Genomic DNA, 21,222 nt, shown 5'->3' with positions numbered 1-21,222 from the left:
GCAACGATGTTGCGCGATCATTCTGCAGAATTGCAGAATGAAGCGGGGGCGATTATTCCGCACAAGACGCCATGTTCGACTGGAACGACCTTAAATATTTCCTCGCGGTCGCCGAAAGCGGCAGCACGCTTGCCGCGGCGCAGGCGCTGCGCGTCAGCCAGACGACGGTGGCGCGCCGCATCGCCGCGCTGGAGGCGGCTACCGGCGTCACGCTATTTGAACGGCGCCAGGCTGGCTATGCGTTGACGCCGACGGGCGAGGCGATGCTGGCAAGTGCGCTTGCGGTCCGCGACTCTGCGGACCGGTTCGGCGAAGCCGTGGGCGCCCAGTCGCGCGACGCGGGCGGGACCGTCAGCCTGACGACGATGGAGATTATTGCGATCACCGTTTTGCCGCCCATCCTGCGCGACCTGCGTGCGGCGCATCCCGGCATCCATATCGACCTCGACACCGCCGACGAGCCGCGCGACCTTGCAAGCGGCGCTGCCGATATCGCGATCCGCAGCAGCAAGCAGCCGACGGGGGCGGGTCTCGTCGGGCGCCGCGTCGCCGATAATCCGTGGACGGTCTATTGCAGCCGCGACTATGCCGGACGCCACGGCATTCCGCACAGCCGCGAGGAACTGGCGAGGCATCCCTTCATCGGCGGCGGCGGCCATATCTGGGAGCCCTATCGGGCGTGGCTGAAGCAATACCGGCTCGAGGATTCGGTGGTCATGCGTTACGATACCGCATCGGGGTTGCTCGCGGGCGTGCGTTCGGGAATGGGGCTGACGATCCTGCCGGCCTTCCTCGCCGACCGCGAACCCGACCTCGTCCGCTGCATCCCGGCGCGGGAGGATGATACGACCGGCCTGTGGCTGCTCACCCACGAACGCCTGCGCCACGTCCCCCGCATCCGCGTCGTCCTCGATTTTCTGGCCGGGGCGTTGACGCGGCTTGCGCGGGAATAGGTAGTTTCGATCCTGTCGAAATACCGCTTTCCTAATATGTCTGCGCGTGGTTCAAATGGAACGGACAGGGGGTTATGCCGTGATTGGCAATGATTGGCCGGGAGGGGGTATTTGGAAAGATCGCAGGATTCCGGCAATGCTGCTGCGCTATTCGATGGGCCGCTGAAGGCACGCAAGCAACTCGGCGACAACGCTTTCGAGGAATGGCTTTATACGCCTGAAGCAGATTGGGGACCGGCGGAAGAAACGGAGCAGCAGGCCCTCGAGGCTGAATGGGCCGAGGACGACCTGAAACTTCGGATGAAGACCGCCGGTTATATTTCCATACCGGCGGCCTTCATTGGCTTGGGGGTTCTTTCTCTCTTCACCACATCATGGGGCGCTCAGATTCCTTTTATGTGGGCGGTCATCAACCTTCCGCTTCTCACGCTTGCCGTGATTACTTGGCGGCGACGCGAACTGCGCCTTGGGCTCAAGCGCCCAGTCAAAGGCCGCAAAGCTCGCATCCTAGCGGTTATTCTGGTGCTGTTCTCCTTCCTGTCTTTCGTGCTGGATTGGGTGTCGGCCACGATGCGCGGGTGAAGCCATGTCTTGGGAATGTCATGATCGGCCTTTTTCGCCGTCAGCGCGATTCAGAGTGAAGTTGCGCAGTTTTCTGCCACTTACCTCGCGAGCCGCTTTTTTGCCATCGTCGCGCCTCGATCAAGTCCCGAGCGGCGAAAGAGAATGAATTGCGAGTGAAGTTGCGCAGAAAAACGCCACTTTCCCGAGGCGCCTCAGCGAAAGCTCGCGCACCCCAAGGCTGCCGCGTCGATCGCCGTCGCGGCGCCGCGCAGGCGATAGGTGTCGGCAATCGCGCCGCCGGTCTTCGACCGGCTCTCGACGCTCATGCTCGGCGCCGCGCGCATCGCGGCGATGATCGCGGCGTCCATGCGCGCATCGCTGGCCCAGCCGTGAACGCCATTGCCGGTCAGCACGAAGCGGCGGCTGCCGACCGTCAGCCGCAATTCGCTCTGCGGCGCGCGGGGTTTCGACAGCCGGATGTAAAATTGCCCCCGGATGCGCGCCTTGGGCCAATATCCGATGCTGGCATAGGCCTTTTCCTGCGCCCGCCCGATCGTCGCGGCGGGGCTGGCGATCGCGTAGCAGCGGGGGGTTGCCGGATCGCGGAAGGCGCCCCAGCCATCGAAGATGCCGAGCGCGGTCGGCGCCGCCCAGGCGAGCGCGGGCAGGCCGATGCACAGCAATAGAAGGAATAGCGCCCGCCGCATCGCGCTTCCGTTGCGCGAAAGCCGCCGCAATGCAAGCATGGCTTGCGCGGCGCGGCGCGCGCGTTAAGGAAGGAAGACATTTCCAGGGGCAGGGAATCGGGGCGTCGCTGCGTCCGCGGCGCCGGCTCCATCAGGGACTTCTCCCGCAGAACACAGGATGGCGGATAAGAATGAAAGCGACGATTGAACGCGCAGTGCTTCTGAAGAGCCTCGGCCACGTCCAGTCGGTGGTCGAACGGCGCAACACGATTCCGATCCTGTCGAACGTCCTGATCGAAGCCGATGCGAGCGGCCAGCTCAAGCTGATGGCGACCGACCTGGATCTGCAAGTCGTCGAAACCGTCGCGGCAAAGGTCGAAACGCCCGGTACGACCACCGTCTCGGCGCACACCCTGTTCGAAATCGCGCGCAAGCTGCCCGAAGGCGCCGAAGTCAGCCTCGCCGCCGCCGAAGGCAAGATGCAGGTCAAGGCTGGCCGCTCGAACTTCAATCTGCCGACGCTGCCGCGCGACGACTTCCCGGTGATCGCCGAGGGCGATTTACCGACCAGCTTCGAACTACCGGTCGCCGAACTCATCCAGATCATCGACAAGACGCGCTTCGCCATCTCGACCGAAGAAACGCGCTATTATCTCAACGGCATCTTCCTGCACGTAGCCGAAGATTCGACGGGTCCGGTGCTCAAGGCCGCGGCGACCGACGGCCACCGTCTCGCGCGCTATACGGTGACGCGTCCCGAGGGTGCCGCGGGCATGCCCGACGTCATCGTGCCGCGTAAGTGCGTCGGCGAAATCCGCAAGCTGCTCGACGAGGCCGAAGGCAATGTCGAAATCAGCCTCTCGGCGTCGAAGATCCGCTTCCAGCTCGGCAACGCCGTGCTGACCTCGAAGCTGATCGACGGCACCTTCCCCGACTATAGCCGCGTCATCCCGACCGCGAACGACAAGCTCCTGAAGGTCGATCCCAAGAGCCTGTTCCAGGGCGTCGATCGCGTCTCGACCATCGCCAGCGAAAAGACGCGCGCGGTCAAGGTCGGGCTCGACAAGGATCGCATCACGCTCAGCGTCACCAGCCCCGAAAACGGTACTGCGGCCGAAGAACTTCCCGCCGGCTACGACGCCGACGCGATGGAGATCGGCTTCAACGCCCGCTATCTCAGCGATATCCTGGGACAGGTCGACGGCGACACCGTCGAACTCCATCTCGCCGACGCGAACGCGCCGACGCTGATCCGCGAAAGCGAGAAGAGCCCGGCGCTCTACGTGCTGATGCCGATGCGGGTGTAGGTCGGCGTCCGCTTGATCTTGCGGATCAGCCCGCCTTCGCGACCCGCCAGATAATCCCGCCGGTATCGTCGGCGACCAGCGCGCTGCCGTCCTTGGCGACCTTGACATCGGCCGGGCGGCCGCGGGTCGTCTTGCCGTCCTTGGCGACAAACTGGTCGAGCAGGGTGACGGGCAGGGCGTCGAGCGGCTTGCCATTGTCGCCGAACTTGACGAACACGACGTCATATCCCGACACCGGATCGCGGTTCCACGACCCGTGCAGCGCGATCAGCGCGCCGTTCGCCCAGCGGTCGCCAAGGTCCAGACCGTTGGTGAAGGTCATGCCCAGCGGCGCGACATGGGCGCCCAGCGCATATTGCGGCCGCTTGACATATTGCCGCCGGTCCTCGGCTTCGGGGGCAACTCGCGGATCGGTGAAACCACCCCAATAATACCAGGGCCAGCCGAAGAAATCGCCCTCGTCGACGTCGGTCAGATAGTCGGGAACGAGGTCCGACCCCAGCATGTCGCGTTCGTTGACCACGGTCCACAGCGTGTTGCTGCCCGGATAGAAGGCAAGGCCGACGGGATTGCGGATGCCGGCGGCATAGGTGCGCATATATTTATTCTCGGGCCGCACCTCCAGGATACGGGCGCGGCGGACCTCGTTGCCCATGCCCTTTTCGCCGATGTTCGAATCGGCGCCGACGCCGATGTAGAGCCAGCCATTGGGCGCCGCGACCAGGCTCTTCGTCCAGTGGCGGTTGGTGCCTTGGGCGGGCAGATCGACGATCTTGGTCGGCTTGCCGGCCATCGCCGTCGCGCCCTCGACGAACGGAAAGGCGAGCAGCGCGTCGGTGTCGGCGACGTAGAGCGTCTTTCCGACCAGCGCCATGCCGTAAGGCGAGTTCAGTCCGGTGATATAGGCGGTCTTCACTTCCGCCTTGCCGTCGCCATTGGCGTCGCGGAGCAGGGTGATGCGATTGGCCGACGGGCCGCCGGCGCCGGCCTTGCCCATCAGCGACTTCATCACCTTGCCTTCGATGCCGCTGTCCTTGCGCGGCGGGCTCTGCGCCTCAGCGACCAACACGTCGCCATTGGGCAGCACGAGCATCGAACGCGGATGGTCAAGCCCTTCGGCAAAGCGCGCGACGGTCAATCCCTCCGCGGCCCGAGGCGCTTCGCCGGCCGGCCAGCCCGTGGCTTCGAGCACCTTCATCGTCGGAAATTGTTCGGGGCGCTGCGACGCCATCACCGGCACCCGGCCGCTGAGTTCGGCGGTCGAAAAGCGCGCAATGTCGGGACGTGACGCGACGTAAAAGGCGATCCCGCCCGCGACGATCAGCATGACAAGGGCGATGGCGACATATTTCAGGATCTTGCGCATGCCCCCTGCTTACACGCGCAGTGCCGCGCGGCAAAGAGGCGAAAGGCGAAGGCTATGGTTAAGCGCCAAGCCGCTTGCATTAACCTTACCCGATTGTTCATCACGGTTGGGAACGGCGCGGTCAGGCGTGCGCGCTAGGGGGGTGTTTCGAGGCAACGGACGGGGACTCCATGCAGCTTCCAGCACCATTTCTTGCCGACCGCGGTGCGGTCGACGACGCGTATGCGCTGATGACCGAGCATGGCGAGGAAGCCGGCTTCGCTGCGGCCGCGCGCGCCGAACAATATCGGGTGCTCGGCAATCATGTCCATTTCGCGCGCTGGCGGCAGATCGAGCGGCTGATCACCTATCTGTCGATCGATGCCGCGCTCGATACGGTGCACTGACGCCTAAAGCCGCAACCCCGCCGTTTCGGGCAGGCCCGCCATGATGTTGAGGTTCTGCACGCAAGCGCCGCTCGCGCCCTTGCCCAGATTGTCGAGCCGCGCGACGAGCCGCGCCTGGCTGCCGTCGGTATTGGCGAAGACGAACAATGCGATGCGATCGTCGCCCTGGTCCGATGCGCGCAGCAGCATTTCGCCGTCCGCGGGGGCGTCGCCCATCACGACGATCGGGCTTGCCGCATAATAGTCGGCGAGGGCCGAGCGGAGTTCATCGACCGGCGCGGCGCCGGACATCGCGCCAAGCGACAAAGGCACCTCGACCACCATGCCGCGATGCGCCGGCACGACAGCGGGGGAGAATAGCGGGGCGACCGTCAGGCCGCAGCGCGCCTGCATTTCGGGTACATGCTTGTGTCCCAGCGACAGCGCATAGCCGCGCCAGGCAATGTCGGGGTCGGCCTTGAAGCGCTCGATGAGGCTTTTGCCGCCGCCCGAATAGCCGCTGACGGCGTGGCAGCTATAGGGCCAGTCGGCGGGGAGGAGGCCGTCGCGGACCAGCGGCGCGACGAGCGCGATGAAGCCGGTCGAATAGCAGCCGGGATTGCTGACGCGCATCGCTTCGGCCACCGCGCCATGGCCGACGACCTCCGGAAAGCCATAGACCCACCCGGGCGTGACGCGGTGCGCGGTCGACGCGTCGATGACGCGCGTGCGGTCATTGTCGATCATCGCCACCGCTTCGCGCGCCGCATCGTCGGGCAGGCAGAGGATGACGAAATCGGCGGCGTTCAGAGCTTCGCGCCGCGCGCCCGCATCCTTGCGCCGCGCCTCGTCGAGCTGGAGCAGCGAAAATTCCTGGCGCCCGGCCAGCCGGTCGGCGATTTCAAGCCCGGTGGTGCCGGCGGCACCATCGATAAACACGCTCGTCATGGCTCAGCGCGGCCGCTTGCAGCCGGTGACGGCCGGTTCATGCCCCTTGGCGGCCGACCGCGCCACGACATCGGCGAGCGGCTCGGCCTTCACGCCCATCCAACGGCGGCTCGAGTGGATGATCGTGTCGGCGTCGGCCATGATCCCGACATGACCGGGGAAGAAGATGAGGTCGCCGCTCTGCAAATCGCCCTGCGCTACATCCTTGTCGGCGCCGAGCGCAGCGAGTTGCAGGTCACTGTCGCGCGGAAGCTGCACCCCCGCCGCTGCCCAGGCGAGCTGGACGAGCCCAGAACAGTCGATGCCCCGCTTTGTGCGGCCGCCAAACAGATAGGGCGCCCCGATCATCGCTTCGGCGACCGCCGCGGCATCGGCAACCTGGCTGTCTGCATCGACCAGCGCGCCGAGCGGGAGGTAGCCGTGCGCGGTCGCGAGCCATTCGCCGGCAATTTCGCCCATCACGAGCGCGCCCATCGGCAGCACTGCCGAACCGCCGCTCGCGGCATCGGGGGCGGAGTGGAAGATGGCCTCGGTCGCGGCGACGCGGTGCGTCGGCGCAATCGGCGCGCCGAGCGCATCGGCAGCGAGATAGCCGACATAATGATCGGCCAGACTATAGCCCCAAGCCCAGCCGCCGGTCAGATCGAGCAGCGCGAAACCCTCGCCATAGAGCAGTTCGCTCGTCTGTTCGGCATCGGGCGACGGCGTGCCGCGCAGCACGGCGGCCGGCAGGACGCTGCTCATCATCATCGGCGCCGCATAATGCGGTGCGAAATACTTGCCGGCGACCGCGATGTCGGCAAGGTCAGGACGGATCGCGACGATGCGCGGATCATAGCTTTGCGAGGTGCCTGCGAGCCCGAAGCGGTCGCGGCCCGCGCCCGCAACGCCGGGGCGCCCCATCCGCACGCGATTGGTCGCTAGATTGTCACCACTGTCAGCGTTCACTGGCTATCCTGTTTTCCGGTCGATCCACCCACGGCGGACAATCGCGCGCCATTAGCGCAGCGCACAGCGCTTTATCAAGGATGTTCAACCTTTGGCGCGCCGGTCGTAGCGCGCCTGCAACATCGCCCAGGCTGCGCGCAGCCCCAGCGCCGCGCCGCCCTTCGGCCGCCCGGGCTTCGCAGAAGGCCGCCACGCGAAGGTGTCGAAATGGGCCCAGGCGGCGCCGTCGGGCACGAAGCGCTTGAGAAACAAGGCCGCCGTGATCGAACCGGCAAAGGACGAGGAACCGGCATTGCCAAGATCGGCGATATCGGTTTCGAGCAGATCGGCGTAGCCGTCCCACAGCGGCATGCGCCAGACGGGATCGTCGCGATCGATACCGCCGGCAAGCAGATCGTCGGCGAGTGCATCGTCATTGGCATAGAGTGCGGGCAGATCGGGGCCGAGTGCGACCCGCGCCGCGCCGGTCAGCGTCGCAAAGTCGACAAGCAGTTCGGGCGCTTCCTCACCCGCCTTGGTCAGCGCGTCGCCGAGCACCAGGCGACCCTCCGCATCGGTGTTGCCGATTTCGACCGTCAGCCCCTTGCGGCTCTTCAGCACATCGCCGGGCCGGCAGGCATCGCCCGAGATGGCGTTTTCGGCCGCGGCAACCAGACAGTGAAGGCGCACCGGCAGGCCGCTTTCCATAATGAGCTGCGCCAGGGCGAGCACATGCGCAGCGCCGCCCATATCCTTTTTCATCAACCGCATGCCCGATGCGGGTTTGATGTCGAGCCCGCCGCTGTCGAAGCTGATCCCCTTGCCGACCAGCGCAACGCGCGGGTGATCCGCCTTGCCCCAATGAATTTCGATCAGCCGCGGCGCATGATGCTTTGCTGCGGCGCGCCCGACCGCATGGATCATCGGATACCCCTGTTCGAGCGCTTCGCCCTTGGTTACGGTCAGCTTGCCGCCATGCGCTTTGGCGATCCGTTCGGCCACCTTTTCAAGCTCGGCGGGCCCCATGTCGGCACCGGGCGTGTTGACGAGATCGCGGACGAGCGCCGTTGCACGCATTTCGGCCACCATCGGCGCAATTGCGCCGACATCGGCGGTCAAAAGCACGCGCGGGCCGCTGCCTGCCTCTTCCTTGCTGCGATAGGCGTCGAAGCGATACTGACCGCTCATCCAGCCGAACAGCGCCTTGCCGGGCTGGCGTCCGTCGAGCCGGTAGCGCCCCTCGGGCAAGAGTGGCGCGATTTTGGCGAGACACCAGGCCGAAAGATTGTCGACATTGGCGACCGCGGTGACGACCGACCAGCTTTCGGCGTCGTCGCCCGGAAGGATGGCGTGAGCATAACCGTCAGGCTTGTAGCGCAAGGCCGCAAGCGCAGCGCGTTCGCGCGCGCTGCGGCTCTTCAGCCAGTCGTCATAGCTCTTCTTGTCGACAAGGTGGATCGTGCGCGCATCCTGCCCCTTGTCGGGCTGGATCAGGTCGGAATAATCGGTCATGCAAATTCTGCTAGGCTTCCCCGGAAACTTTGTCGATTCCCCGCGTTGGAGCTGTCATGACAAGCAAAAGCCTTCCGATCGTCCTGATCGCCGCCACCCTGTGTTCCGCCTGCTCGAAGGAGCCCGAACCGACCCCGGCCGAAAAGGTCGCGGCGGCGTCGGTTCCGGGCGCGCCGCCGGGCGCCGCCGACGATGTGGCGGCGAAGGCCGCGACCGCCTCGGACGTCAAGGAAAGCAGCGACCTCATCGAATTCGCTTATAGCTATCCGCGCGAAGCCGCTGCGATCCCAGACCTTGCGAAATGGCTCGACAACGACCGCGCGAAGAAGCGCGAGGCGCTGATAGCCGATGCGACGCGCGACCGCGACGCGGCGAAGAAGGAGGGTTTCCCCTATCACGCGCACAGCCATTTGCAGGCGTGGGAGCGGGTGACGAACACGCCGCGCTTCCTGAGCCTGTCGAGCGATATTTCGACTTATACCGGCGGCGCGCACGGCATGACGAGTTTCGACACGCTGATCTGGGACCGTAACCGCGCGATCCGGCTGAAGCCGCTCGACCTGTTTACCAGCGGCGAAGCGTTCGACGCCGCGATCCGCAAGCCTTTCTGCGAGGCGATCGTACGCGCCAAGGCCGCGCGCGGCATTTCGCCATCGGACGATCCCGACGGCATCTTTGAAAAATGTCCCGCTGCGTCGACGCAGACCGTGTGGCTCGGATCGTCAGACGGCAAATATCTCGACCGGCTGACGATCGGCATCGCGCCCTATGAGATCGGCCCCTATGCCGAGGGCAACTACAAGATCAACGTCCCCGTGACCGGCGCGCTGGTGAAGGTGGTGAAGCCCGAATATCAGCGCGATTTCCTGCCGCTGAACTGAAACCGCCGGTCACGCGTTGGTCGGGCGAGGGGGCAGGCAGGAGACATGTCATGCCAGCCAAGTCCAAGGCCCAGCAAAAGGCCGCCGGCGCCGCGCTGAGCGCGAAGCGCGGCGATACGCCGAAATCGGAGCTTCGGGGTGCGTCGAAGGAGATGTACGATTCGATGAGCGAAAAGGAACTCGAAGACTTTGCGTCGGGATCGACCAAAGGGAAGCCGGATCACGTCGATTAGAAGGCGCTCAAGGCGGTTCTTGAAGCGACCGATGGTGGCTTTGGGGTGGGAAGTGGACGCTGTATGACGATACCAAGAAGGTTAGTTGCTGCCCGCAACCGGTCGCCACCAATCCTCTGATATGGCGAAAACCGAACCCGCCGATTACTCCGCGGCTTCGAGGGCCGGGGCCGATGCCTCCTTCGATACCGACGCCGCCTTGCCGAACTTGAGCACGCCGTCATCGACCGGGCCGGTGCGCATGTCGATGCGGTCCTGGACATAATTCTGGCTGAGCCGCCACGGCAGCTTGTCGGCATTTTTGGGCATGATGTGGAGCGCGCGCTGGATATAGCCTGACGAGAAGTCGAAGATATTCTCTTCGGTCAGGCTCGTCGGGTCGGCGAGCAGCGGCGTTGCCACCGTCGTGCCGGTATCGCGCATATGATTGAGGACGCGGCAGACATATTCGGACACGATGTCGGCGCGCAGCGTCCAGCTGGCGTTGAGATAGCCGAAGACGACCGAGAAATTCGGCACGTTCGAGAACATGCACGCCTTGTAATAAAAATGCTCGTTCCACGCGACCGGCTCGCCATCGACGCGGACGGGGATTTTGCCCGCGACCGCGAGCTTGAGGCCGGTGGCGGTAATGATCACGTCGGCGTCGAGATGCTGGCCCGATTTGAGCTGGATGCCGGTCTTGTCGAAGCGTTCGATATGATCGGTGACGACCGAGGCCTTGCCCGCCTTCATCGCTTCGAAAAAGTCGGCATCGGGGACGAGGCAGAGCCGCTGGTCCCACGGATTATAGGGCGGGGTGAAAGCGACGGGATCGTAACGGTCGCCGAGCGCCTGCTTCAGCTTCTTGGTCAGGAAGTCCGCAACCTTTTCCGGCTTTTCGCGCGCGCGGCGGAAAACGATGTCCTGAAGGCGGATATTCTTGAAGCGCGTCAGCCGGTAGGCGGTCTTTTCGGGCAGGATCTTGCGAAGGAAATTAGCGAATCCGTCCTTTGCCGGACGGATGGCATACCAGGTCGGCGTGCGCTGCAGCATCGTCACATGCGCGGCCTTGTCCGCCATCGACGGGACGATCGTCACCGCGGTAGCGCCCGATCCGATGACGACGACCTTCTTGCCCGAATAGTCGAAATCCTTCGGCCAGAATTGCGGGTGGATGATTTGCCCCGCAAAATCCTCGCGCCCCGTGAAATTGGCGTCGAACGGCTCGTCATAATCATAATAGCCCGAGCCGAGGTAGAGCCAGCGCGCGGTCGTCGTGCTGACCGCGCCCTTGTCGTCTTCCATCGTCACCGTCCAGCGCGCGGCGGCGCTGTCCCAGTCGGCGCCGACAACCTTGTTGTTAAAGCGGATATGCTCGCGGATGCCGCGCTCGTCGACGATGCGGTTGAGATATTCGAGGATCGAAGGGCCGTCGGCGATGGACTTTTCGTGGCGCCACGGTTCGAAGACGAAACCCAGCGTGTGCATGTCGCTGTCCGACCGGATGCCGGGGTAGCGGAACAGGTCCCAGGTGCCGCCCAGATTAGCCCGCCGCTCGACCAGCGCGAAGCTGCGGTCGGGACTGTGCATCTGGAGATGCGCGGCCATGCCGATGCCCGAAAGGCCGGCGCCGACGATCAGAACGTCCTGATCCACGGGGCTGTCCATGCCTGCCATCATTTCGTCTCCCATTTGTCTTTAAGGTCGCAGCTTACGCACAGCGTTGCATTTTGCAATCGAATTGACGTTTACGGAAAGGGCATCGCGGGCAATGCGCCATTGCCGCTGTCACAATATTGTCATAGGGGCGTCACCGAATGGCAATGAAACACCGCGGCTCCGGCGGTAGTTTAGGATTTCGGCCGGTTTATGCGTCAGATTGCGGTGCTTCCTTATCGATTCGCGGGCGTGGGCAAGGATGGCCCCACCGAAATCATGCTCATCACCTCGCGCGGCACGGGCCGCTGGGTGATCCCGAAGGGCAATCCGCTGACCGGGATGGACCGCCACGCTTCGGCGGCGGTCGAGGCCGAGGAAGAGGCGGGGGTGATCGGCGCGGTCTGCCCGACCTCGATCGGTAGCTATGAATATCGCAAGCGCCGCGCGAACGGCGCCGCGATCATGTACAATGTCGAAGTGTTTCCGCTCGCCGTGACGCGGGAGCTTTCCGAATGGAAGGAAATGGACGAGCGCGAGCGGCGCTGGTTCACTTTCGACGAGGCCGCGGGGGCGGTCGACGAACCCGATCTTCAGGCCCTTATCCGGTCGTTCGGCGACAGCGGCTTTCGCGTCGCGGCGCAGCGATCGGGGGTCATGTTCAACGTTGCGGAAAAGACAGGGGTCAATCGCATGTTTGCTTGGTTCCAGCGCCTGCTCCCGAGGCAGGGCAATTTCTTCGACCTGTTCGAAGCGCATGCTGCGACGCTCGCCGCGGGATCGGAAGCGCTGGCGCGGCTGCTCCAGGGCGGCGAGGGCATGGCCGACCATATCCAGGAGATCGTCGAGCGCGAGCATGACGCCGACGCGATCACGCGCGAGGTGCTGCAGACAGTTCGCCGCACCTTCCTGACCCCCTTCGATCGCAGCGCGATCACCGACCTCATCGCCTCGATGGACGATGCGATCGACGAGATGCAGAAGACCGCGGGCGCGATCGACCTGTACGACGTCAAGGAATTCGACGCCGAAATGCGTGATATCGCGGCGATCATCGTCGATGCCGCGCGGCTGACGGTCGAGGCGCTGCCGCTGCTGCGCAATGTCGCCGCGAACGGCCCCCGCCTGCACGAACTCACCGAGCGGCTGGTCCGCATGGAGGGGCATGCCGACGAGATCCACGCGGCAGGGCTGAAGCGATTGTTCAAGGAACATGGTGCGTCGAACACGATCCATTTCATGATCGCGCGCGAACTCTACAGCCACCTCGAGCGCGTCGTCGACCGGTTCGAGGATGTCGCGAACGAAATCGACGGTCTGGTCATCGACCACGCGTAAGCGGGGCGGGCGCTCATGCACGAACTGGCATTTCCTCTTCTCGTCGGGCTGGTCCTCCTCGCGCTGGCGTTCGACTTTCTGAACGGCCTGCACGACGCCGCAAACAGCATTGCGACCGTTGTCGCGACGCGGCTGCTGAAGCCTGTGCAGGCGGTGATGTTCGCCGCCTTCTTCAACTTTGCAGCCTATTTCCTGAGCCTCGCTTTTCCGCAATTGCACAAGGTGGCAGAAACGATCGGCGCGGGGCTGATCGACAAGGATCTGGTCACGCCCGCGGTGGTCTTCGGCGCCCTGGTCGGCGCGATGTTCTGGAATGTCGTCACCTGGCTGAAGGGCATCCCGTCCTCGTCGAGCCATGCGCTCGTCGGCGGCATCGTCGGCGCGGGCATCGCCCATGCGGGATTCGAGGGCATCCAGTGGTCGGGGCTCAACAAGACGGTCATCGCGATCTTCCTGTCGCCGCTGCTCGGCATGCTGCTCTCGATGCTCGTGATGCTGCTCAGCAGCTGGGCGTTCCGGCGTTCGACCGCGAAATTCGCCGAGGTCACGTTCCGCCGCTTGCATCTCGTTTCATCGGCCGCCTATTCGCTCAGCCACGGGCTCAATGACGCGCAGAAGACGATGGGCGTCATCACCGTGCTGCTTTATTCGACCGGCTATCTGACCGGCGATTTCCATGTGCCGCACTGGGTGGCAATCAGCTGCTATATCGCGATCGGTCTCGGTACCTTGTCGGGCGGGTGGAAGATTATCGAGACGATGGGCGGCCGCATCACCAAATTGTCGCAGCATCAGGGCTTTGCCGCCTCGACCGGCGGGTCGATCATGGTGTTCACCGCCAGCCTGCTCGGCATCCCGGTGTCGACGACCCATACGATCACCGGCAGCATCATCGGCGCCGGTGTCGCGCGCCGCGCCAGTGCAGTGCGCTGGGGCGTGGCGAGCAACGTCGTCGTCGCCTGGTTCATCACCATCCCGGCGAGTGCGATCGTTGCAGCACTCTTCTATTCGCTTACGCGCCTGTTCTGATCATTTTGCCGGGCGATAGTCGATGCTCGCCGCCCCGACCATGCGGACGGGGAGGTAGAGGCCGTTGCCATACGCCTTGATCTCGCCGGTTTCGAAACTGTCGATGCGGGTCCGGATGACGAAGTCGCCTTCGCGCCGCTGGTCGATCGCGCGGCGGATCTTGGCTTCGAGTTCGGTGAGATCGCGGGTGAAATTCTGGGTCAGCGCGTCGGCGATCATCGGCGCGAAATCGGGTTGCTGTGCCAACAGCACGAAGATGTCGCCCTTGATCCCGTTGGTGTCGCCCTTGACGTGCAGATCAGTGAAGCGAACCTCGGCCGATCCGGGCTTGTTCACCGGACGCGCGGTCAGCCAGACGCGGCCGCGGGTGGGCGCACGCTTTGCGCCGACCGGCAGCACGTCCATGTCGACCCCTACCGCGATCTTGTGGTCGGGAGCGCCGTAGACGGCGACCTTGCCAAAGCGGGCATCGACGGGGCCGACGGCGGGCAGGTCGAACGGCCGCAGCGATCGTTTGGCGAGCGACCGCGCGATCACGGGTTCGAGCTGCGCATAATCGGCGATCACCGGCACGCGCACGTCGAAATGGGGCTTGGGCATTTCGCGCACCAGCTGCGGTAGCGGCGTCGGCGCCGGATTCTGCGGCCGGTTCGACACGAAGCTTTCAGTCACCGCCTCGACCGCGAGATTGAGGTCGAGCCGCAGGCCGTTGACGCGGAACCCGCCGAAGAGGATCAGCTGCGGCGTGACCCGCATCCACACCGGGGGATTTTCCCGATTGAGCTCGATCGTCGTAAACGCCTGGCGCCAGATATCGGCCGCCTGGGCGCGGATGTTGATGCGGGCGATCTCGCGATTCACTTCGCGCTCGACATCGCGGATCACCGGACGCAGCTTTTCGTCGGCTTCGTCGGTGAAGGTGATGCGCTGGCCCAGAAAGTCGATGCCGGGCGGATTGGTCCAGCCATAGCTGATCCGCGCCTTGCCCTGCATCCGCCAGTCGCTGGTCAGATCGACGCGCACGCGCGCATGCACCATCGCCGATCCGGTCGCGGTTTCGCCCTTCAGCACACCGCCGACGTCGCGCGCGCTGATCCGCGCATTCAGGGGCACATCGACGACGATCTCGTTTCCTTCGCCCCGCATGCGCAGCGCGCCGCGCGTGACCCGCCCGACGATGGTGCAGGGGATCGCCGGCGTCACCTTTACCTTCTTGCCGAACAGCTTCACGCGTTGCGGTTCGACGCAGGCCTTTTCGCGCCGGTTGATCGTCCACAGCGTCTTTGGGATCGCGCGTTCGAGTTCGCGTTTCAGTGGTGCGATGTCGGCATTGACCGGAACCGCGATCAGCGACGTCTGCGACGGGCTGGGCGCCGTGTCGGTGGCGTGCGGCGGCGCCTCGTCGCCGCCCTTCGCAGGGTCGCAGCCGGCGAGCGTAGCCGCCAGACATGATGCAACAATCAGCCCCTTGATCGCGTGCATGGCCCCATTCCCGATCGTTATCTGTCAGATAACATCGATCGGCGAAAGCCGTTCCAACAATTTGTGCGGATCAGGAAGAGGGCGATCAGCCCGCGATGACCCCGAACAGGTCGTGCTCGTCGGCATCTTCGACCACCACATCGACGATGTCGCCGGCTTTCAGCGTCGCGGCGACGTCGCGCAGATAGACATGCCCGTCGATTTCGGGGGCGTCGGCCTGGCTGCGGCCGGTGGCGCCGATGCTGCCTTCTTCGTCGGCTTCGCCCACTTCGTCGATGATGACGGCAAGCGTGCGGCCGACCTTGGCTTCAAGCTTTGCGGCGCTGATCGCTGCGGTCTTCGCCATGATCCGCTGGTAGCGTTCTTCCTTGACCTCTTCGGGGACCGGATCGGGCAGGGCATTCGCCTGCGCGCCCGCGACGGGTTCGAAGCGGAAGGCGCCGACGCGGTCGAGCTGCGCCTCGTCGAGCCAGTCGAGGAGATACTGGAAATCCTCTTCGGTTTCGCCAGGGAAGCCGACGACGAAGCTCGAACGGATCGCGATGTCGGGTGCGATCGCGCGCCATGCCTTCAGCCGTTCGAGCACCTTGGCTTCGTTCGCCGGGCGCTTCATCGCCTTCAGAACCTTCGGGCTCGCGTGCTGGAAGGGGATGTCCAGATAAGGCGTCAACAGCCCCTCGGCCATCAGCGGGATCACCGCATCGACGTGCGGATAGGGATAGACATAGTGGAGCCGCACCCACGGCGCGCGACCGTCGCCGGTCTTTAACTGACCGAGCTCGCGCGCGAGGTCGGTCATGTGCGCACGCACCTCATGGCCTTGCCATTCGCGCGGCTGGTGCCGGATGTCGACGCCATAGGCCGAGGTGTCCTGGCTGATCACCAGCAACTCCTTCGTCCCTGCCGCGACGAGCTTTTCAGCCTCGCGCAGCACCGCGTCGATGCGGCGGCTGACGAGCTTGCCGCGCAGATCGGGGATGATGCAGAAGGCGCAGCTGTGGTTGCAGCCTTCGCTGATCTTCAAATAGCTGTAGTGGCGCGGTGTGAGCTTTAGTCCGCCTTCGGGGATCAAATCAACGAATGGCCCCTGCGTCGGGGGCGCCGCCTCGTGGACCGCATCGACAACCTGTTCATATTGATGCGCGCCGGTGACCGCGAGGACGTTGGGGAAACGCGCGCGAATGACCTCCGCCTCGTTGCCCATGCAGCCGGTGACGATGACGCGGCCATTCTCCGCCATCGCCTCGCCGATCGCCTCCAGGCTTTCCTCCTTCGCGCTGTCGAGGAAGCCGCAGGTGTTGACGAGCACGACGTCGGCGCCAGCGTAATCGGGCGACAGGCCATAGCCGTCGGCGCGCAATTTGGTCAGAATTCGTTCGCTGTCGACGAGTGCCTTCGGACAGCCGAGCGAAACCATGCCGACTTTCGGCTGGGCGGGGAGGGTCTTGATTGTCATGATCGGCCGCGCGCATAGGCGATTTTTGCGCCCTTGTCACGCGCCCGCTGCTTGGGCGTAAAGCCTAATCGGCTTCGCACGCCTCGCACGGGATGACTTCGACCAATATGTCGCCGCTCTGCAGGGATTTTGCACCCGCTTCCCAGAAGCCGATCGGCTGACCGCCGCGATAGATGCGCAGGCCGCGGCCGCCGCTGGCAAGTTCGTCGATGCTTTTGCCGATTTCTTCGGGGTGCACCGGACGCTCGTTGAGCTGCACCTTGCCCGATACCGAGGCCAGGTCAGCCATATAGTCGGCGATGTGCGCACCCTGCGCCGATCCGGCGAGCAGCAGTCCAGTGAAGCTGACCGGGTTGATGACGTCGTTCGCGCCGGCCTGGCGCGCGAGCAATTCATTGTCCTGGGTACGGATGACGACGCTGATCGGTACCTGCGGAGCAAGATGGCGGACGGTCAGGACGATCAGGATCGAGGTGTCGTCGCGTCCCGCCGATACCAGCACCGAGCGGGCCTGGGCGATCCGCACGTCGAGCAAGGTTTCGTCGCTCGACGCATCGCCCTCCAGCACGTTGCAACCCATCGCTTCGGCGGCATCGATGCGCTGGCGCGACGGATCGATGACGACAATGCAAGCGGGATCGGTGCCGCGCGCGATCAGTTCGTGAACCGCCTCGCCGCCGCTGACGCCGAAGCCCAGAACGACGATGTGATCGGTGAGTTTTGCCTGGATGCGAGCCATGCGCCATTTTTCCCATGTGCGTTTGATGACGAAACTATAGGCCGTGCCGACGAAGATGAAGAGCACGGCGATGCGGATCGGGGTCACGATCAGCGCCTCGATCAGGCGCGAGCGGTCCGATACCGGCGCAATATCGCCGAAGCCGGTGGTCGTGACAGAAATCATCGTGAAATAGACGACGTCGAGGAAGCTGATGTGGCCGTCGTGGCTGTCCTTCAGTCCGGCGCGATCGATCCAGTGCACGAGGACGACGAAGGCGATCAGCAAGAAGGCGAGGCCGAGCCGCGCGGTGACATCCGCCCAGACGGGCCATTTGCTCGCGCGGCGCAGCGGTTGAAACCGGTGCTGGAGCTTCAGTCGGTCGGACGGACGACGGCTCATCGCGGCGGCAACTGCTTCATCGGATCGACGGGTATCCGATTCTTGCGGAGCTGGAAATGGAGTTGCGGCGATTGCACCTGCCCGGTGGCGCCGGCGAGGCCGATCACCTCGCCCGCCTTGACCGCCTGTCCGCGCTGGACGTCGATCTTGGCCGCATGGCCATAAGCGCTCATCCAGCCGCCGCCATGATCGATGAGGATCAGGCCGCCATAGACCGCAATCTGATCGCCGGCATAGGCGACGACCCCGGCCGCCGCGGCATGGATCGGCGTCCCGCGCGCGGCGGCGATGTTGATCCCGTCATTGACCTTGCCGGGTGCAAGCGGACCGAAACGTGCGATCAGCTTGCCCTGCAGCGGCCATTGGAAACGGCCCGAAAAGGCGGCGGGCGGCGCGATGGCGGTGGTGACGGGCGCGCGCGGCGCGGCGCTGGCGGCGGCGGGGCGCGTTCTGGCGGCGAGCGCGGGCTGGCTGCCGGTCATGATATCGTCGATGTCGAGACGGAAGGCGGCGGCGCGCGCGGCGACATCGACCTGCTCAGGGGTCAGCGGCCGGGCCGAAGCAGGCAGGCGCAAGCGCTGACCGACGCGCAGGATATAGGGCTCGGCAAGCGCGTTGATCGTCACCACCTCGCCCCAATCGACGCCATAGGCATGGGCGATGCCAATGCCGGTCTCGCCCGCGGCGACGCGGTGATAGCGACCCGCCGGAATCCGCAGTTGCTGCCCCGGGTGCAGCGTATAGGGCGGCGCAAGGTCATTCTCCATCGCGATGGCCTCGGACCCCGCGCCGGTCATCGCGCCGATCGCGCGCAGCGTGTCGCCGGGACGCACAACATAGGTCGAGGCGGCAATATCGCGGGCGTTGGCCGCGACGCGCTGAAGCGTCCAGATCGGGCGCGCGTCGCCGCCGACAACCTCGCCAAGTGAACCGCGCTCGAAGTCGGAAGCTCGGGCCTGCTGCGTCGGTGCAGCCGCACGCGGAGCCGGAGCGGTGGTGGCCGGAATACAGGCCGACAGGGCGAGGGCGCCGGTCAACGCGCCGATATAATGATGAATTTTCCCCACCGCGGTCCTTTGGCAGAGCCGCGCCGGGAAATCTACTATGGTTAATCCGACGCCAATCGCGCGGCATAGGCGCCGCGCAGCGCGGCGAGCGAGGCGTCGTGGGTGAGGTCGAGTTGCAGCGGCGTCACCGCGATATAGCCGTCGTCGATCGCCTCGAGGTCGGTGTCGTGGCCGGGCGAATGTTCGATCCCGTGCAGCCCGAACCAGTAATAGCGATAGCCGCGCGGGTCGGTGCCCTCGACGATCGAGCCGCGGCTGTAATCGTGGAAGCCCTGCCGCACGACGCGGATGCCCTTCACCGCTTCGGCGGGGATGGCGGGGAAATTGACGTTGATCAGCGTTCGCGGCGTCATCGCCATGGCGACGAGCGGGCGCAGCACCTTGGCGCCCCATGCCTCGGCCGCCTCGAACGGCACAGCGTCACCCATGCCTTCGCGCGCATAGACCTGGCTCAGCGCGATGGCGGGGATGCCGGCCAGCGCACCCTCGATCGCCGCCGAAACGGTGCCCGAATAGGTGATGTCGTCGCCAAGGTTCGCGCCGCGATTGACGCCCGAGAGGATCAGGTCGGGCTTTTCGGGCATCAGCTTGCCCATCGCGATCATCACCGAATCGGTCGGGGTGCCGGTGCAGGACCAGCGCCGTTCGCCATGCTCGCGCACGCGCACCGGGCGCGAGAGGGTGAGCGAGTGGCCGGCGCCCGACTGCTCCTCTGCCGGGGCGCAGACCCAGATGTCGTCGGAAAGCTGGCGCGCGATCGCTTCGAGCACGGCCATGCCGGGGGCGTGATAACCGTCGTCGTTGGTCAGAAGGATGCGCATGGCTTTTCCAGACTATATGTCATTGCGAGGAGCGCAGCGACGAAGCATTCTCCAGCGGAATATTTGCGCTTGGTCGAAGGCTGGAGGTTGCTTCGCTGCGCTCGCAATGGCGGATCAGGGCACCAGCCGCGTGATCCCGCCCATATAGGGCAAGAGTGCGGGCGGAACATCGACGCTGCCGTCTGCCTGCTGATAATTTTCCAGGATGGCGACAAGCGTGCGGCCCACCGCAAGCCCCGAACCATTGAGCGTATGGACGAATTCATTCGCCTTGGCGCCGTCGCGGCGGAAGCGGGCGTTCATCCGGCGCGCCTGGAAATCGCCGCAGTTCGAGCAGCTCGAAATCTCGCGATAGGCCCCCTGTCCCGGCAGCCAGACTTCGAGGTCATAGGTCTTGCGCGCGGCAAATCCCATGTCGCCCGCACATAGCAGCATCTTGCGATAGGGCAGGTCGAGCGCTTCGAGCACCGCTTCGGCGCAGCGCGTCTTGCGTTCGAGTTCGGCGTCCGAATCCTCGGGCCGGACGATCGAGACAAGCTCGACCTTCCAGAACTGGTGCTGGCGGATATAGCCGCGCGTGTCGCGCCCCGCCGATCCAGCCTCCGACCGGAAGCAGGGCGTGAGCGCGGTCATGCGGATGGGCAGCTCGGCCTCGGGCAGGATCTCTTCGCGCACCGCATTGGTCAGGCTCATCTCTGAGGTCGAGATCAGCCAGCGACCGTCGGTCGTCTGGAACAGGTCCTCGCGGAATTTGGGCAGTTGCGTGGTCCCGAACGCCGCCTCGTCGCGCACCATCAGCGGCGTTGCGCATTCGACATAGCCCGGCTCGCCCGTTTGCATGTCGAGCATGAACTGGCCGAGCCCGCGTTCGAGCCGCGCCATCTGCCCCTTCAGAAAGGCGAAGCGCGCGCCCGACATCTTGGCCGCGGTCTCAAAATCCAGCCCCAGCGCGGGACCGAAATCGGCATGTTCGCTCGGCTGGAAATCGAAGCTGCGCGGGGTTCCCCAGCGCGCGATTTCGACGTTACCCTCTTCGTCGAGGCCATCGGGGACGTCGTCGGCCGGCAGGTTGGGCAGCGCCGCCAATATGTCTTGCAACGCGGCGAGCCGGTCGCGTTCGGCCTGTTCCTCTGCCGGGAGCTTTTTCTTGAGCGCGGCGACCTCGCTCTTGAGCGATTCGGCACGATCCTTGTCGCCCTGTGCCATCGCCTGGCCGATCAGTTTCGACGCTTCGTTGCGGCGCGCCAGCGATGCCTGGATCGCGGTCTGGAGCGCACGCAATTCGGCGTCGGCGGCGAGGATCGTCGCGGACATGGGTTCGAAGCCGCGGCGCGCGAGGCCGGCGTCGAAAGCTTGCGGGTTTTCCCGGATCAGGCGGATATCGTGCATCGCCGCGCTATGGCGTTGCTGCCTTCGCGGCGCAACCCTGCGCGGATATCATCGGGACGCAAAAAAGGGGGCCACCCCTAAGAGTGGCCCCCAGAAGGTGGTCTGGGTCTCCCCCCCCATGACCTCCAGTGGATCCGTTA

Annotated in this window: 20 protein-coding genes; 8 read left to right on the top strand and 12 right to left on the bottom strand. The window is 65.0% G+C overall.

The window, feature by feature from the left end; genetic code table 11:
- Nucleotides 1-71: 71 nt before the first annotated feature.
- Nucleotides 72-953, top strand: a complete 882-nt coding sequence (locus P1IM2_RS06745) for a LysR family transcriptional regulator (protein WP_186401890.1) — start codon at nt 72-74, stop codon at nt 951-953.
- Between the two features lie 111 nt (nt 954-1,064).
- Nucleotides 1,065-1,535: a hypothetical protein gene (locus P1IM2_RS06740; RefSeq protein ID WP_186401889.1), complete on the top strand. Its 471-nt coding sequence runs from the start codon at nt 1,065-1,067 to the stop codon at nt 1,533-1,535.
- Nucleotides 1,536-1,729: 194 nt separating this feature from the next.
- Here P1IM2_RS06740 and P1IM2_RS06735 read toward each other — a convergent pair whose 3' ends face one another.
- Nucleotides 1,730-2,224 (bottom strand): hypothetical protein, encoded by a 495-nt coding sequence (locus P1IM2_RS06735; protein ID WP_186401888.1) that lies wholly within the window; start codon nt 2,222-2,224, stop codon nt 1,730-1,732.
- 170 nt (nt 2,225-2,394) lie between these two features.
- On the opposite strand from P1IM2_RS06735, the gene dnaN reads away from it, so the two are divergent.
- Nucleotides 2,395-3,510 carry a DNA polymerase III subunit beta gene (dnaN, locus tag P1IM2_RS06730; protein ID WP_186401887.1) on the top strand — a complete coding sequence of 372 codons (1,116 nt, stop codon included), beginning with the start codon at nt 2,395-2,397 and terminating at the stop codon, nt 3,508-3,510.
- 25 nt (nt 3,511-3,535) lie between these two features.
- On the opposite strand, the gene P1IM2_RS06725 is transcribed toward dnaN, so the two are convergent.
- The gene (locus P1IM2_RS06725; RefSeq protein WP_186401886.1) at nt 3,536-4,876 is read right to left on the bottom strand and encodes a sorbosone dehydrogenase family protein; all 1,341 of its coding nucleotides are present in this window, start codon (nt 4,874-4,876) and stop codon (nt 3,536-3,538) included.
- A 170-nt stretch (nt 4,877-5,046) separates the two neighbouring features.
- Between P1IM2_RS06725 and P1IM2_RS06720 the strand changes: the two genes are divergently transcribed.
- Complete coding sequence (locus tag P1IM2_RS06720) at nt 5,047-5,262, top strand: hypothetical protein (protein WP_003047427.1); 216 nt, start codon at nt 5,047-5,049, stop codon at nt 5,260-5,262.
- A gap of 3 nt (nt 5,263-5,265) precedes the next feature.
- Here the strand turns inward: P1IM2_RS06720 and argC are convergent, their stop codons facing one another.
- From argC to P1IM2_RS06705, 3 genes are all read right to left on the bottom strand, one after another.
- Nucleotides 5,266-6,189 (bottom strand): N-acetyl-gamma-glutamyl-phosphate reductase, encoded by a 924-nt coding sequence (gene argC, locus P1IM2_RS06715; RefSeq protein WP_186401885.1) that lies wholly within the window; start codon nt 6,187-6,189, stop codon nt 5,266-5,268.
- A gap of 3 nt (nt 6,190-6,192) precedes the next feature.
- Nucleotides 6,193-7,137 carry a C40 family peptidase gene (locus P1IM2_RS06710; RefSeq protein WP_254535848.1) on the bottom strand — a complete coding sequence of 315 codons (945 nt, stop codon included), beginning with the start codon at nt 7,135-7,137 and terminating at the stop codon, nt 6,193-6,195.
- Between the two features lie 84 nt (nt 7,138-7,221).
- Nucleotides 7,222-8,628, bottom strand: coding sequence for a M17 family metallopeptidase (locus P1IM2_RS06705; RefSeq protein WP_186401884.1), 1,407 nt, complete (start codon nt 8,626-8,628; stop codon nt 7,222-7,224).
- Between the two features lie 56 nt (nt 8,629-8,684).
- On the opposite strand from P1IM2_RS06705, the gene P1IM2_RS06700 reads away from it, so the two are divergent.
- Nucleotides 8,685-9,509 (top strand): DUF3298 and DUF4163 domain-containing protein, encoded by an 825-nt coding sequence (locus P1IM2_RS06700; RefSeq protein ID WP_186401883.1) that lies wholly within the window; start codon nt 8,685-8,687, stop codon nt 9,507-9,509.
- Between the two features lie 50 nt (nt 9,510-9,559).
- On the top strand, nt 9,560-9,742 hold the full coding sequence (locus P1IM2_RS06695) for a DUF3008 family protein (RefSeq protein WP_058813468.1): 183 nt from the start codon (nt 9,560-9,562) through the stop codon (nt 9,740-9,742).
- Between the two features lie 144 nt (nt 9,743-9,886).
- Here the strand turns inward: P1IM2_RS06695 and P1IM2_RS06690 are convergent, their stop codons facing one another.
- Nucleotides 9,887-11,392, bottom strand: a complete 1,506-nt coding sequence (locus P1IM2_RS06690) for a flavin-containing monooxygenase (RefSeq protein ID WP_254535850.1) — start codon at nt 11,390-11,392, stop codon at nt 9,887-9,889.
- A gap of 201 nt (nt 11,393-11,593) precedes the next feature.
- On the opposite strand from P1IM2_RS06690, the gene P1IM2_RS06685 reads away from it, so the two are divergent.
- Together P1IM2_RS06685 and P1IM2_RS06680 are read left to right on the top strand one after the other, a co-directional pair.
- Entirely contained in the window at nt 11,594-12,718 is a 1,125-nt protein-coding gene (locus tag P1IM2_RS06685) for a DUF47 family protein (protein WP_186401882.1), read from the top strand.
- A gap of 15 nt (nt 12,719-12,733) precedes the next feature.
- Nucleotides 12,734-13,747, top strand: coding sequence for an inorganic phosphate transporter (locus tag P1IM2_RS06680; RefSeq protein ID WP_003047399.1), 1,014 nt, complete (start codon nt 12,734-12,736; stop codon nt 13,745-13,747).
- On the opposite strand, the gene P1IM2_RS06675 is transcribed toward P1IM2_RS06680, so the two are convergent.
- From P1IM2_RS06675 to serS, 6 genes are all read right to left on the bottom strand, one after another.
- Nucleotides 13,748-15,229, bottom strand: coding sequence for a DUF4403 family protein (locus P1IM2_RS06675; protein ID WP_186401881.1), 1,482 nt, complete (start codon nt 15,227-15,229; stop codon nt 13,748-13,750).
- Between the two features lie 85 nt (nt 15,230-15,314).
- Complete coding sequence (gene rimO, locus P1IM2_RS06670) at nt 15,315-16,685, bottom strand: 30S ribosomal protein S12 methylthiotransferase RimO (RefSeq protein WP_186401880.1); 1,371 nt, start codon at nt 16,683-16,685, stop codon at nt 15,315-15,317.
- 64 nt (nt 16,686-16,749) lie between these two features.
- Nucleotides 16,750-17,805 (bottom strand): potassium channel family protein, encoded by a 1,056-nt coding sequence (locus P1IM2_RS06665; protein WP_186401879.1) that lies wholly within the window; start codon nt 17,803-17,805, stop codon nt 16,750-16,752.
- Complete coding sequence (locus P1IM2_RS06660) at nt 17,802-18,872, bottom strand: M23 family metallopeptidase (protein ID WP_186401878.1); 1,071 nt, start codon at nt 18,870-18,872, stop codon at nt 17,802-17,804. Before P1IM2_RS06660 ends, P1IM2_RS06665 begins: the two co-directional genes overlap by 4 nt.
- A gap of 41 nt (nt 18,873-18,913) precedes the next feature.
- Nucleotides 18,914-19,693, bottom strand: a complete 780-nt coding sequence (gene surE / locus P1IM2_RS06655; RefSeq protein ID WP_186401877.1) for a 5'/3'-nucleotidase SurE — start codon at nt 19,691-19,693, stop codon at nt 18,914-18,916.
- A gap of 114 nt (nt 19,694-19,807) precedes the next feature.
- Entirely contained in the window at nt 19,808-21,082 is a 1,275-nt protein-coding gene (gene serS, locus P1IM2_RS06650) for a serine--tRNA ligase (RefSeq protein ID WP_186401876.1), read from the bottom strand.
- Nucleotides 21,083-21,222: the final 140 nt, after the last annotated feature.

Source organism: Sphingopyxis sp. P1IMeth2, assembly GCF_900185685.1.
In the GTDB taxonomy this organism is placed as follows: Bacteria; Pseudomonadota; Alphaproteobacteria; order Sphingomonadales; family Sphingomonadaceae; genus Sphingopyxis; species Sphingopyxis terrae_A.
Note: the sequence above shows the minus strand (reverse complement) of the source record. Positions and strands in the feature narration are given on the sequence as shown.